The organism is Arthrobacter sp. MMS24-T111 (assembly GCF_054888995.1).
Genome location: NZ_JBTZRO010000001.1, coordinates 128,302 through 140,820, shown reverse-complemented (window position 1 = coordinate 140,820; position 12,519 = coordinate 128,302). Strand labels below are relative to the sequence as shown.

The following is a 12,519-nucleotide window of genomic DNA, read 5'->3' as shown; positions in this document are numbered from 1 at the left end:
GACCCCCATGACCACACAGCACATCTTCCCCGCGGAACGCACCGCCGTCCTGACCGGTGCGGCGTCGGCGCGCGGCATCGGCCGAGCCACGGCTGACCGGCTGGCCAGTGAGGGCTGGTCCATCGCGATCCTGGATATTAATGCCGAGGACGCCCAGGCGGCAGCCGCCGAAATCGGTTCCAGCCGGGCGGTCAAAGCGATCGGCGTGGGAGCCGACGTGTCGGACGAGGCATCCGTGGACCGGGCCATCACGGAGATCGAGCAGACCCTTCCGCCCATCGTGGGACTGGTCAACCTGGCCGGAATCAGTTCGCCCACCCCCTTCATGGAGACCACCGTGGCGGAATGGGACAAGGTCTTCGCCATCAACATGCGCGGCACGTTCATCGTGTCCCAGCGCATCCTCAAAGGCATGATCGAACGCGGACTGGGCAGGATCGTCAGCATCTCCTCCATCTCCGCCCAGCGCGGCGGCGGCACCTACTCCAAAGTGGCATACAGTGCCTCCAAAGCAGGAATCCTGGGCTTCACCCGTGCCCTGGCCCGGGAAGTGGGCGAGCACAACATCACCGTGAACGCGATCGCGCCGGGCCCGATCGACACGGACATCATGGGCGGCACGCTGACCGACGAGCGGAAAGCCCAAATGTCGGAGGGCATCATGATGGGCCGGGTAGGAACCAGGGAAGAAGTGGGTGCCCTGATCGCCTTCCTCCTGGGCGAGGACGCCGGTTACATCACCGCGGCCACCTACGACATCAACGGCGGCCTGCAGGTCTCCTGACCGCGCAGCCGGGACTGGTGCCGTGCGGCGTGGCGGCCGCACGGCACAGGCGTGGGTGTGCCCGGGGACACCCGGCTCCGCAGCGTTCCCGCCAGTTCACCGGCTATAGGATTTCTACATGGCAACCAAAAACCAGGCCTCGGGCGGCGTCAGCAGGCAGGTCCTCGCCGACCACGTTTACGAGGCGCTCCTGGGTGCCTTGATGGACGGCCGGCTGGAAGCCGGTACCCCCGTCAGCATTGATGGCATGGCCCGGGAACTGGACGTTTCCCCGACCCCGGTCCGTGAGGCGCTCGCGCGGCTGGAAGCCACCGGTATGGTCCGGCGGATGGCCCTGCGCGGATACCGGGTGGCGCCCCTGTTCTCCCCGGAAGAGCTTGCAGACCTGATGGACGCGCGGCTGGTGATCGAACCTGCCAATGCCTTCATGGCCTGCAAGCACGCGGACCAGCAACTCACCGGGCGGCTCCAGCAGGCCATCGAGGACCTCAAAGCGGCGCCCCGCGGCCCGTCGTTCGCCGAGTTCCGCGCTTATTGGGAAGCGGACGAACGCTTCCACCGCATGATCGCCGAATCGGCGAACAACCAGTTCCTGCTGTCCGCGTACAACGCCCTCGGCGGCCAGGTGCAGCGGTTCCGTTTCTTCGGCGGCCTCGGTGTCACGGACGCCGACTACGCCATCGCCGAGCACACGGAGATCCTGAAAGCCTTTGAGGCCGGCGACGCCGAGCTCGCCCGGCAGAAGATGATCGACCACATCGAAGGCGTCAAGCAGCGCTCGCAGCACGACAGCGAAGTGCGAAACTAGCAGTACCGCCCGGCGCTGTCCTGGCGGCCCCGCGGCCCCCGGTCGCCACCTCATGGCCCATTGGCCTCCACAAGACCCCTTGACAACGCCAGCGAGCAGCATAGATCCTATAGGAAATGCGATTCATGATCTGGAGTGACAATGCCGTACACCGCTGAAAACTGGCCCATCGCCGCTGCCCTGCTGCAGTTCCCCGGAACCAGGCCGGACGGAACCGCCGTCCAGGACGCCCCTGCCAGCGACTGGCAGCAGGTCTTCGAAGAAGTGGCCGACGCCGGTTTCACCAATGCAGACCTCACCGACAGCTGGGTCCGTCCCGGGGATCTTTCCAGCGGCCGGCTGGACGAACTGAAAGCCGCCGCCACGGCCGCCGGCCTGGGCCTTCCCTCCATCTCCGCCATCCGCCGCAGCGTGATCGAGGAAGGCAACTGGGAAGACAACCTGGCCTACACCCACCGCACCCTCGAAGCCGCGGCACAGCTTGGCTGCGAGGTTGTCTCGATCGGGCTGCACCAGGCCATCACCCCCGAGCAGCAGAAGCAGCTGTGGTTCTGGACCGTCGAGGGCCACAAAGACCCGGTGGGGGACAAGGAAAGCTGGAACAACGCCGTCACCCGGATCCGCGAAGTGGGCAAGCACGCCGCCGAACTTGGCCTCCTGGTGTCGCTGGAGATGTACGAGGACACGTACCTGGGCACCGGCGATTCCTCCGTGCAGCTGGTCCAGGACATCGACCTGCCCAACGTAGGGCTGAACCCGGACCTGGGTAACCTGATCCGCTTGCACCGCCCTATCGAAGACTGGCGGGAACTGGTGCACAAGACCCTTCCGTACGCCAATTACTGGCACGTCAAGAACTACATCCGCGATGAAAACCAGGCCCGCAATCAGTACGTCGCCATGCCGGCTCCCATGGAATCAGGCCTCATCAGCTACCGCGAGGCGTTCCAGTTCGCCATCTCCGTCGGCTTCCAGGGCATCATCTGCACGGAGCACTACGGCGGCGACGGCCTGAGCGTCACCGCCGCCAACCAGGAGTACCTCCGGCGCCAGGTCCTGCCCAAGCGCGACGGCTACGCCCTGGGCACCAGCCTGGTGGCGCAGGGCCGGCAAACCCCCGCGGCAGTCCCTGCGCGCTAGCCGGCCGGCTCCCAACCGATCCAACGGGTTCAACGAGGAATCATGACAAAGATATTTGACGATCCAGCGCAGTTCGCAGACGACGCCCTTGACGGCTTCGTGGCCGCCAACCGCCAGTATGTGGCGCGTGTCGACGGCGGTGTTGTCCGCTCCACCGAAACCCCCAAGGGCCAGGTGGCAGTGGTCATCGGTGGCGGCTCCGGCCACTACCCCGCCTTCGCCGGCCTGGTGGGGGCCGGGCTCGCCGCCGGAAGCGCCTGCGGCAACATGTTTGCCTCACCCTCCGCCGGGCAGGTCTACCGCGTTGCCAAGGCAGCCCAGACCGGAGGCGGCGTCCTCCTCAGCTACGGCAACTACGCCGGCGACGTCCTCCACTTCGGCCAGGCCCAGGACAAGCTGAACGCCGAAGACATCCAGACCCGGACCGTGCTGGTCACCGACGACATCGCCAGCGCACCGGTCGAAGAGATCGGCAAGCGCCGCGGCATCGCCGGCGACCTCACGGTCTTCAAAGTTGCCGGCGCTGCGGCAGAAGCGGGACTGGACCTGGACGAGGTGGAGCGGCTTGCCACCAAGGCGAACCACCACACCCGCTCCTTGGGCGTGGCGTTCGCGGGATGCACCCTTCCCGGAGCAGCAGAGCCCCTCTTCACCGTGCCGGAAGGCATGATGTCGGTGGGACTGGGCATCCACGGCGAACCCGGCATCTCCGAGCAGCCGCTTCCCACCGCCAGTGAACTGGCCAAGCTGCTGGTGGACGGCCTGCTGAAGGACAAGCCCGCAACCGCCGGCCGCCGGGTAGTGCCCATCCTCAACGGACTGGGGACCGTCAAGTACGACGAACTCTTCCTGCTGTTCGGCCGGATCGAAGCCCTGCTCACCGCGGCCGGACTGGAGATCATCGAGCCCGAGTGCGGTGAGCTGGTCACCAGCCTGGACATGTCCGGCCTGTCCCTGACGCTGTTCTGGCTGGACGCCGAGCTGGAGAAGTTCTGGGCCGCCCCCGCCGACACGCCGGCCTTCCGCAAAGGCAACCTGGCACCCCGCCGCGCCCGCGCCGTCGAATCCCTGGCCGAGGCGGCAACCATCACGGCGCTGGCCGCCACTCCGGCGTCAACCGCCCTGGCCGCCACCGCGGTTGACGCGCTGAAGGAGGCGCGCGCCGTCGTCGTCGAACACGAAGACGCCCTGGGAAAGCTGGACGCCATCGCCGGGGACGGTGACCACGGTATCGGCATGCGGCGCGGCGTGGACGCTGCCGTCGCCGCTGCGGAGCAATCCCAGGCCGGCGGCGCCGGACTGGAGGAAGTCCTTGCGGCGGCGGGGGAGCAGTGGGCCGAGCGGGCCGGCGGTACTTCCGGGGCCCTTTGGGGCGCGGCCGTCACCGCCGTCGGCAGGACCCTGGGCAGCAAGGACGCCTACACCGCCGCTGACGCGACTGCGGCCGTCAACGCCCTCCGCGACGCCATTATCACCCTGGGCAAGGCGGAAGCCGGGGACAAGACCATGGTGGACGCGCTGCTTCCGTTCGCCGAGACCTTCGCCAAGGCAATAGACGACGGCGGCAGCCTGGCCGCAAGCCTCAGTGCGGCAGCGGAGGCCGCAGCAAAAGCCGCGGACGAGACCGCAGGCCTCAGCCCGAAGAAGGGCAGGGCCCGGCCGCTGGCCGAAAAGAGCCTCGGCCACCCGGACCCGGGCGCGGTCTCCTTCGGCCTCATCGCCCGCAGGGTGGCCGACTACGCCGCCACCGTTGAAAGCCACTAAGGAGAAACGCATGACCGAGAACACTAAACCCGGCTGGCGCATTGTCGTCGGCAATGACGAGGCCGGCGTGGAATACAAGAATGCCCTGCGCGAACTGTTGGAAGCGGACCCGCGCGTCGCCTCGGTCGAGGACGTGGGCGTGGGCGCCGATGACACCACCGCCTACCCGCACCTGGCCGTCGCTGCTGCCCGCAAGGTGGCGGCCGGTGAGGCGGACCGTGCCCTCCTGATCTGCGGAACCGGCCTGGGCGTCGCCATCTCAGCGAACAAGGTGCCGGGCATCCGGGCCGTTACCGCCCACGACAGCTACTCGGTGGAACGGTCCGTACTCTCCAACAACGCACAGGTCCTGACCATGGGCCAGCGCGTCATCGGCCTGGAACTGGCCAAGAAACTCGTGGGCGAGTGGCTGGACCACCGCTTCGACGAAAATTCCGCATCCGCGGCCAAAGTAGACGCCATCTCCTCCTACGAGGACGCGTCGGAAGGACAAGAGAACAAATGAGCACTCGCAACATCGCCGTCGTCGGCTCAGGCTATATGGGCGGCGGGATCGCCCAGGTCCTGGCCCTTGCCGGGGCCCGGGTTGCCTTGGCCGACGTCTCCGCCGACATCGCACAAAGCAACTACGAACGGCTGCTGAAGGAATCCGACGACTTCGTCGCGGCCGGTCTGTTCCCCGCCGGCGCCACCGAAAAGCTCAAGGAAAACCTCTGGGCAGCCAAGGACATCGAAGAGGCCGTGTCCGGCGCCGAGTACATCGAGGAAGCCGTGCCGGAGGTCTTGGAGATCAAGCACGCCACCCTGGGCCGGATCAGCGCCGCAGCCCGCCCGGACGCCATCATCGGTTCCAACACCTCCACCATCTCCATCGCCAAACTGGCCGAGGTAGTGGACAACCCGGAGCGCTTCCTGGGCGTCCACTTCTCAAATCCGGCACCGTTCATCCCCGGTGTGGAAGTCATTCCGCACGAGGGAACCTCAGAGGCCACCGTCCAGGCAGCCCGTGCCATCGTGGGGGAGACCGGCAAGGAAACAGCCACCGTCAAGGACGTGACCGGCTTCGTGCTGAACCGGCTCCAATATGCCCTGTTCCATGAGGCAGCCCAGGTCGTGGAAGAAGGCATTGCCACCGCGGAGGACGTGGACACCCTGGTACGCACCACCTTTGGCTTCCGGCTGCCGTTCTTTGGGCCGTTCGCCATCGCCGACATGGCCGGCCTGGACGTGTACGCATTCTGCTACAAGTCCCTCCAGACGGGGTTCCCGGAGCGGTTCGCCACCCCGGCGATCCTGCAGGAAAAGGTCGACGCCGGGCAGCTGGGCACCAAGACCGGGTCCGGCTTCCTGGACGTCCCCGCAGACCGGACAGCCGCCCTGGTTGCCTACCGGAACAAGGCGTATGTCGCCATGCAGAAGCTCATCGAGGAACTGGGCCCGGCCCCGTTGTCCTAAGCCGCCCGTCCACCCCACACGAAGGAACAACCATGACTTCATTTCCCACAGAACGCACGGTGATCGTCACCGGTGCGGTGTCGGAGCGCGGAATCGGCCGTGCCACCGCGGAGTACCTGGCCGAGCGCGGCTGGAACATCGGCGTGATCGACCTTGACGATGCCGCCAGCAAGACACTCGCCAAAGAGCTGGCGGCGAAGCACGGCGTCCAGGCCCACGGCGCCGGCGCCAACGTTGGCGACGAAGCCTCAGTGCGCGCTGCCATCGACGAGATCGAGGCCGAACTGCCCCAGCTGGTGGCCCTGGCGAACATCGCCGGAGTCAGCTCCCCGGTTCCCTATCTCGAACTCGACGGCGCCGAGTGGGACCGGGTGCTCAACATCAACATGAACGGGGTCCACTACGCCACCCGCCGGGCTGCCGAATCGATGGCCAGGAACCGGCTGGGGCGGATCGTCAACATCTCGTCCGTCTCCGCCCAGCGCGGCGGCGGAACCTTCAGCAAGACCCCTTACTCGGTGGCCAAGGCCGGCGTCATCGGACTGACCCGCGCCACCGCCCGGGAACTGGGGGAGTACGACATCACCGTCAACGCGATTTCGCCCGGTCCGATCGACACCGACATCATGGGCGGCACCCTCAGCGAGGAACGCAAGGATGAACTGGTCAAGGACCTCGTGGTGAACCGGGTAGGCACCACTCGGGATGTTGCGGCAGCCATCTCCTTCCTGATCGGTGAGGACGCCGGGTACATCTCCGGCCAGACGCTGAACGTGGACGGCGGCCTGTACATGCACTGACGGCACCTTGCCGCCACCACCAAGCCCTGCGGTCCGCCGGCCCGCAGGCCCATCACCGCCACCCACTCGAAGGAGAGTGCTGTGTCTGAAACCACCGCAACATCCAAGGAACTCCTGGGCCGTCCGGTCCTGAAGTCCGCGATTTCCAAGGCGGCCCGCAGGCTCATGCCGATGCTGGTCATCCTGTACGTCGTGTCTTTCCTTGACCGCACCAACGTCGGCTTTGCCGAGGCGGCCCTGGGAGCAGACAAGGGGGTGTCCGCCGCGGCCTTCGCCCTCGGTGCCGGCATCTTCTTCATTGGCTACGCCATCTTCGAAATCCCCAGCAACCTGCTGCTCAAGAAGGTTGGCGCCAAGGTCTGGCTGGCGCGCATCGCCATCACCTGGGGCATCGTCTCGGCGTGTTTCGCGTTCGTGCAGGGCGAGACCTCGTTCGTGATCCTGCGTTTCCTCCTGGGCGTCACCGAAGCCGGGCTATTCCCCGGCGTCATCATGTACCTCGCCGAGTGGTTCCCCAACAAGGTACGGGTCCAGATGTTCGCCATCTTCTACCTGGCCCAGCCGTTCTCCCAGATGATCGGCAACCCGCTTTCGGGCTGGCTGATCAACATTGGCGACCAGGTGCCGGGCCTGCGCGGCTGGCAGGTCATGTTCTTCGTCGAAGGCCTGCTGGCCGTCCTGGCAGGCATTGCGGCCTTCTTCTTCCTGATCAACGGCCCGGAAAAGGCCAAGTTCCTCAGCCGCGAGGAAAAGTATGCGCTGAAGGAGGTCATGGCACTTGAAGACACCATCAAGGACGAGACCGGGCCCCGCGGCATCCTCGCCGCCATGCGCAACGGCCGCGTCTGGTACTTCACCGTGATCTATTTCTGCCTGCAGGTCGCGGTCTATGGTGTCACGTTCTTCCTGCCGCAGCAGGTGTCGTCCCTGACGGGGCAAAAGGTGGGGCTCGCCGTCGGCCTGCTGATCGCCGTCCCATGGTTCTTCGGCATCTTCTCCTGCTACTTCATCGGCAAGGCCGCGGACACGGTGGCGAAGCGGCGGAAGTTCGGCACCATCCTGTTCATCTCCACCGGCCTGTGCATCTTTGGCTCAGCCTGGGCTGGGACCAACCACCAGCCGGTCCTGGGCATGGTCTTCATCACCCTGGCAGTCTGCAGCTTCCTGGCCGTAGGCCCGGTGGTCTGGTCCTACCCCACCGCGTTCCTGGCCGGATCCGCGGCCGCTGCGGGCATCGGCCTGATCAACTCCCTGGGCAACCTGGGCGGGTTCGTGGCACCGATCCTGCGGACCGCAGTCAACGAGGCAACGCAGTCACCCACCGGATCCATGGGGGTCTACGCCCTCGGGGTGCTGCCGTTCGTGGCGGCAGCGATGATGTTCGCCACGAAGCGGTTCAAGAACAAGGCCGACGACCTGCTCGACTGAGCGCGTCCGCAGCCACCAAGACCCAAGGAAACCATGAGCACCTCCGGCAGCAGCACAGGCAACGGCGTCCTCCACATCGGCGTCAGCACCAAGATGTACCTGGGCTACCAGGCAAGCCTGCGCTGGCTGTCGGAGGTGCGCGCCGTCGTCGATGACAGGCCCGGACTCACCGCCCCGGACTCCCCGGTGCGGGTCTTCGTCATCCCTTCTTTTCCGGTACTGGAACAGGCCGCGCGGATTTTGGCGGGCTCGCCGGTGTTGCTTGGGGCGCAGAACTGCGCATGGGGGACGGGCCCCTCACCGGGGAAGTCAGCCCCGGCATGCTGGCCGAACTTGGCGTCCGCCTGGTGGAAATCGGACATGCCGAGCGCCGCCGGCTGTTCGCCGAGGACGACGCGGTGGTGGCCCGCAAGGTGCGTGCCGTCGTCGGCCATTCCCTCACCCCGCTGCTGTGCATCGGCGAGCCGGACAGGCTCGACGCCGCTGCTGCCGCCGACTTCTGCGTGCGGCAGGTACGGGCCGCAACGGGCGGCGACGCGGACCTGCTGCCCCGCCTGGTCCTTGCCTACGAACCTGTTTGGGCCATCGGCGCCGACGAGCCCGCCGCCCCGGACCACGTCAACGCCGTCCTCGGGCTGATCCGGGCGGCCCTGCCCCCGGGCTGCCCCGTGATGTATGGCGGCAGTGCGGGCCCCGGACTGTTGCCGCAGCTGGGAGCCGCGGACGGACTCTTCCTGGGCCGGTTCGCCCATGACCCCGCGAATTTGGGCCGCGTTCTGGATGAGGCGGTGCTTTTGCGTCAGGCGGGAGCTTTTGCCCCGGCCAGCAGTTCTTCCAGCCGCTCGTAGCCTTCGGTCAGGCCGCCCTCCATGCCGGACTGGGCCATGCCGTCGCGCGCTTCCTGGCTGGGGTAGACGGAATGTCCCCGCAGCCGGGTCCTTCCGTTGCCCAGGTCCTCGAACGTCATGAACTCCAGGCTGACCACATCCGGATATCCGCCGAACTCGAAAGTCTGGATGGCGAATTCGTTCTCGCGGACGGTGTGGAAAATGCCCTTGAACTCGTAGGCGACGCCATCGCGTCCGGTGTGCAGGTAGCTGTAGCTGCCGCCGGTGCGGAAGTCGTAGTGGTCAATGTCCATCTTCATGCCCCGCGGGCCCAGCCACTGGACAATGAGGTCCGGCTCTTTGTGGGCGCGGAACACGTCCGCGACCGGGAAATCGAACTCGCGCTCGTAATCGATGAAGGGGAGGCCCTCGGGAACGCTGAGTTTCAGGGAATTGCTCATCTTGACTCCTGGGTGGATTGGCCGCCGCTGTGGGCAGCACTTGATCGAAGAACGGCGTCGAGGCTCCGGAACTGGCCTTCGCGGATCAATCGGTATTGGTCAATCCATGCGGTCAGCGCCTCAAGCCGCGCCGGGTTCAGGTGCACGGGCCGGCGCTGTGCTTCCCTGGTCCGGGTCACCAGTTCCGCCTGCTCGAGTACCTGGATGTGTTTCGAGACCGCCTGCTTGGAGATCTCGAACGGTTCTGCCAATTCGTTCACTGTTGCCGGGCCCCTGCTGAGCCGGGCGATGATGCGCCTCCGCACGGGATCTGCCAGGGCCATGAAGGCCACGTCCAGGGCCGCGTCATCGGAGATCAACATCATTCCTCAGTTAGTCAACTTTTATGTTTATCAACCTTACGGTTGATTAAGGATAGGCACCGCGGCAGGATCTGCGCAAGGGTTTGTTGCCTGGGTGTACTACTTGTTAGTATGTCAGGACAAATAACGCAAAGGAGAATGAGCATGCCGCTGGTCCGCATTGACGTCAACGAAGGCCGCACCTCCGAGGAATTGCAAGCGCTGAGCCGAGGGATCCATGAAGCAATCCTGGCCGAGTATGGCATTCCGGAGCGGGACTACTTCCACATCATGACCGAGCATCCGCAGGGCCGGATCATTGCCCAGGACGCGGGCCTTGGATTCGAGCGCACCGGGGAAGTGGTGATGATCCAGATCTTCACCCAGGCGGGCCGGTCGCAGGAGGCCAAGCAGCGGCTTTTCGCGGCCGTGGCGGAAAAGCTCGCCGGGCTGGGGGTTGCCGGCGAGGATGTCTTCATCGGTTATGTGGAAAATGGCGCCGGCGACTGGTCGTTCGGATTCGGCCGCGCGCAGTACGTTACCGGCGAACTGGCGGTCCCCAAGCACTGACTGCGGGCCTTTGCCTGGTGGCGGGAAACGGGTCTCACGATGGTTGTAAGTATGTCAGAACAAACTTTTGACAGGACATGTGATCTACGGCAAAGTAGTGCCTGTGGCCCACGCCACGGCCTGCCAGTCCCGGAACGCCAGCCCCTCACAGGGGCCGGGTTCCACACCAGAAAGGTCCACCATCACCGTGACCCACGAGCTTCTTACGATCGGGCGCATCAGCGTTGATATCTACCCGAACGACATCGGGGTTGGCTTGGAGGACGTCAATTCCTTCGGCAAGTACCTTGGCGGTTCACCGTCCAACGTCGCTGTTGCCGCCGCCCGCCATGGCCGCCGGACTGCCGTCATTACCCGTACGGGGGAGGACCCGTTCGGTGTTTACCTGCACCGCGAGCTGCGCAAGTTCAACGTCGATGACACCTTCGTGACCCCGGTGAAGGACTTGCCCACGGCGGTAACCTTCTGCGCCATCAAGCCGGCAACCGATGAGTTCCCGCTGTATTTCTATGGCCGGTTCCCCACCGCGCCGGACCTGCAGATCAAGGCTGAAGAGCTGGACCTGGACGCCATCCGCCAGGCAGGGATCTTCTGGTCCACCGTGACGGGCCTGTGCCAGGAGCCCTCCCGGTCAGCGCACATCGCAGCCCACCAGGCGCGCCCGCGCACCCGCCTTACTGACGGCCAGTTCACCATCCTGGACCTGGATTACCGGCCCATGTTCTGGGCATCCGAGGAAGAGGCCCGGGCCGAGGTCGCCAAGGTCCTGCCGTATGTCACGGTCGCCATTGGCAACGACAAGGAGTGTGCCGTCGCCGTGGGGGAGGGGACTCCTGATGAGCAGGCGGACCGCCTGCTGGCTGCGGGCGTGGAAATCGCCGTCGTCAAGCTCGGCGCCGAAGGCGTGATGGCGAAGACCCGCACCGAGCGGGTGGTGTCCGCTCCCGTTCCGGTGGAGACGCTGAACGGCCTGGGTGCCGGCGATTCCTTTGGTGGCGCGTTCTGCCATGGGCTCCTCTCCGGCTGGCCGTTGGCCCAGGTCCTGGACTACGCCAACGCCGCAGGCGCGATCGTGGCCTCCCGGCTTTCCTGCGCAGATGCCATGCCGACGCCGGAGGAGGTCACCTCGCTGCTGGCCGAACGCGGCCGGCCGGTCCCCGGCGACGGTGCCGCCGCGCACCTTGCCACCGAAGGAGCAGCACTGTGACCCTCACCCCGATGGCTTCCAAAAGCACCGTGGACGATGATCCGCGCCGCTACGAGCACCTGAGCACCATCCGCCTCGAGGACCCGGAGGCTGTGGCCCGCGCCGCGAAGTCCCGCCGCCGCCACCCGGGCCTGAAATCCGGGCGGCAGAACTTCATCGTCGCGGCCGACCACCCGGCCCGCGGTGCCCTTGCCGTCGGTGCCGACCCGGTGGCCATGGCCGACCGCCGCCAGCTCCTTGACCGGCTCCAGGTCGCCCTGGCCAACCCCGCCGTCGACGGTGTCCTGGCCTCCCCGGACATCATGGACGACCTCCTGCTGCTGGGCGCCCTGGACGGGAAGCTCGTCTTCGGTTCGATGAACCGTGGCGGCCTTGCCGGGCTGGTCAACGAGATTGATGACCGGTTCACCGGCCACACGGCTGCGGCGCTGGAGGCGCTGGGTGCCGACGGCGGGAAGATGCTGACCCGGATCTGCCTGGGTGACCGGGATACTGTCGCCACCCTGGAGGCGACCGCCCACGCGATCGATTCGCTGGCCGAACGGAAGCTGATCGCCATGGTGGAGCCCTTCCTCTCGGTCCGCGAAAACGGCCGCGTCCGCAACGACCTGTCCACCAATGCGGTGATCAAGTCCATTGCGATCGCCGAGGGCTTGGGTTCCACCAGCGCCTACACCTGGATGAAGCTGCCGGTTGTGGCGGAGATGGCACGCGTCATGGCAGCCACCACCATGCCCACGGTGCTGCTGGGCGGTGACCCGGACGGCACCCAGGATGAGGTCTTCGCCACCTGGGAAGCAGCGCTGGCGCTTCCCGGAGTCCAGGGCCTCACGGTGGGCCGCACCCTTCTCTATCCCGCAGACGGGGACGTCGCCGGCGCCGTCGCCACCGCCGCCTCGCTGCTGCACCACACCACGGAAGCATCGGAGTAGTC

General features: G+C 66.3%; 13 protein-coding genes and 1 pseudogene. 12 read left to right on the top strand and 2 right to left on the bottom strand.

The genetic code is table 11. The features are described from left to right. Positions 1–7 precede the first annotated feature (7 nt). The 9 genes and pseudogenes from ACX5I6_RS00635 (at position 8) to ACX5I6_RS00595 (ending at position 9,027) form a co-directional block, all read left to right on the top strand. Entirely contained in the window at positions 8–784 is a 777-nt protein-coding gene (locus ACX5I6_RS00635; RefSeq protein ID WP_461839109.1) for an SDR family NAD(P)-dependent oxidoreductase, read from the top strand. A 118-nt stretch (positions 785–902) separates the two neighbouring features. After that, positions 903–1,592: a GntR family transcriptional regulator gene (locus ACX5I6_RS00630; RefSeq protein ID WP_018762180.1), complete on the top strand. Its 690-nt coding sequence runs from the start codon at positions 903–905 to the stop codon at positions 1,590–1,592. Positions 1,593–1,733: 141 nt separating this feature from the next. Continuing rightward, positions 1,734–2,732 carry a sugar phosphate isomerase/epimerase family protein gene (locus tag ACX5I6_RS00625; protein WP_018762181.1) on the top strand — a complete coding sequence of 333 codons (999 nt, stop codon included), beginning with the start codon at positions 1,734–1,736 and terminating at the stop codon, positions 2,730–2,732. A gap of 42 nt (positions 2,733–2,774) precedes the next feature. After that, entirely contained in the window at positions 2,775–4,496 is a 1,722-nt protein-coding gene (locus ACX5I6_RS00620) for a dihydroxyacetone kinase family protein (protein WP_461839108.1), read from the top strand. A gap of 10 nt (positions 4,497–4,506) precedes the next feature. Next, positions 4,507–5,001 carry a ribose-5-phosphate isomerase gene (locus ACX5I6_RS00615; RefSeq protein ID WP_461839107.1) on the top strand — a complete coding sequence of 165 codons (495 nt, stop codon included), beginning with the start codon at positions 4,507–4,509 and terminating at the stop codon, positions 4,999–5,001. Next, entirely contained in the window at positions 4,998–5,951 is a 954-nt protein-coding gene (locus ACX5I6_RS00610; RefSeq protein ID WP_461839106.1) for a 3-hydroxyacyl-CoA dehydrogenase family protein, read from the top strand. Before ACX5I6_RS00615 ends, ACX5I6_RS00610 begins: the two co-directional genes overlap by 4 nt. A 32-nt stretch (positions 5,952–5,983) precedes the next feature. Then, the gene (locus ACX5I6_RS00605; RefSeq protein ID WP_461839105.1) at positions 5,984–6,751 is read left to right on the top strand and encodes an SDR family NAD(P)-dependent oxidoreductase; all 768 of its coding nucleotides are present in this window, start codon (positions 5,984–5,986) and stop codon (positions 6,749–6,751) included. 81 nt (positions 6,752–6,832) lie between these two features. Next, on the top strand, positions 6,833–8,179 hold the full coding sequence (locus tag ACX5I6_RS00600) for an MFS transporter (protein WP_461839104.1): 1,347 nt from the start codon (positions 6,833–6,835) through the stop codon (positions 8,177–8,179). Between the two features lie 33 nt (positions 8,180–8,212). Continuing rightward, a pseudogene (locus ACX5I6_RS00595) lies at positions 8,213–9,027 on the top strand (triose-phosphate isomerase family protein). On the opposite strand, the gene ACX5I6_RS00590 reads toward ACX5I6_RS00595, so the two are convergent. Continuing rightward, positions 8,979–9,467 carry an SRPBCC family protein gene (locus ACX5I6_RS00590; RefSeq protein WP_461839103.1) on the bottom strand — a complete coding sequence of 163 codons (489 nt, stop codon included), beginning with the start codon at positions 9,465–9,467 and terminating at the stop codon, positions 8,979–8,981. The pseudogene ACX5I6_RS00595 and the gene ACX5I6_RS00590 overlap by 49 nt on opposite strands. Then, positions 9,464–9,829, bottom strand: coding sequence for an ArsR/SmtB family transcription factor (locus ACX5I6_RS00585; RefSeq protein WP_461839102.1), 366 nt, complete (start codon positions 9,827–9,829; stop codon positions 9,464–9,466). The genes ACX5I6_RS00590 and ACX5I6_RS00585 overlap by 4 nt, the downstream gene beginning before the upstream one ends. A gap of 144 nt (positions 9,830–9,973) precedes the next feature. On the opposite strand from ACX5I6_RS00585, the gene ACX5I6_RS00580 reads away from it, so the two are divergent. From ACX5I6_RS00580 to ACX5I6_RS00570, 3 genes are all read left to right on the top strand, one after another. Beyond that, positions 9,974–10,378, top strand: coding sequence for a tautomerase family protein (locus tag ACX5I6_RS00580; protein ID WP_461839101.1), 405 nt, complete (start codon positions 9,974–9,976; stop codon positions 10,376–10,378). Between the two features lie 187 nt (positions 10,379–10,565). After that, positions 10,566–11,585, top strand: a complete 1,020-nt coding sequence (gene iolC, locus ACX5I6_RS00575; RefSeq protein WP_461839100.1) for a 5-dehydro-2-deoxygluconokinase — start codon at positions 10,566–10,568, stop codon at positions 11,583–11,585. Between the two features lie 11 nt (positions 11,586–11,596). Further along, complete coding sequence (locus ACX5I6_RS00570) at positions 11,597–12,517, top strand: Cgl0159 family (beta/alpha)8-fold protein (RefSeq protein ID WP_461841639.1); 921 nt, start codon at positions 11,597–11,599, stop codon at positions 12,515–12,517. Positions 12,518–12,519 lie beyond the last annotated feature (2 nt).

Bases quoted from the DNA above. Each gene is read 5' to 3' on its own strand.
- ACX5I6_RS00570 (WP_461841639.1), top strand. From the start codon at position 11,597: ATGGCTTCCAAAAGCACCGTGGACGATGATCCGCGCCGCTACGAGCAC.
- ACX5I6_RS00585 (WP_461839102.1), bottom strand. From the start codon at position 9,829: ATGTTGATCTCCGATGACGCGGCCCTGGACGTGGCCTTCATGGCCCTG.
- ACX5I6_RS00620 (WP_461839108.1), top strand. From the start codon at position 2,775: ATGACAAAGATATTTGACGATCCAGCGCAGTTCGCAGACGACGCCCTT.
- ACX5I6_RS00590 (WP_461839103.1), bottom strand. From the start codon at position 9,467: ATGAGCAATTCCCTGAAACTCAGCGTTCCCGAGGGCCTCCCCTTCATC.
- ACX5I6_RS00580 (WP_461839101.1), top strand. From the start codon at position 9,974: ATGCCGCTGGTCCGCATTGACGTCAACGAAGGCCGCACCTCCGAGGAA.
- ACX5I6_RS00630 (WP_018762180.1), top strand. From the start codon at position 903: ATGGCAACCAAAAACCAGGCCTCGGGCGGCGTCAGCAGGCAGGTCCTC.
- ACX5I6_RS00615 (WP_461839107.1), top strand. From the start codon at position 4,507: ATGACCGAGAACACTAAACCCGGCTGGCGCATTGTCGTCGGCAATGAC.
- ACX5I6_RS00635 (WP_461839109.1), top strand. From the start codon at position 8: ATGACCACACAGCACATCTTCCCCGCGGAACGCACCGCCGTCCTGACC.
- ACX5I6_RS00605 (WP_461839105.1), top strand. From the start codon at position 5,984: ATGACTTCATTTCCCACAGAACGCACGGTGATCGTCACCGGTGCGGTG.
- ACX5I6_RS00625 (WP_018762181.1), top strand. From the start codon at position 1,734: ATGCCGTACACCGCTGAAAACTGGCCCATCGCCGCTGCCCTGCTGCAG.
- ACX5I6_RS00610 (WP_461839106.1), top strand. From the start codon at position 4,998: ATGAGCACTCGCAACATCGCCGTCGTCGGCTCAGGCTATATGGGCGGC.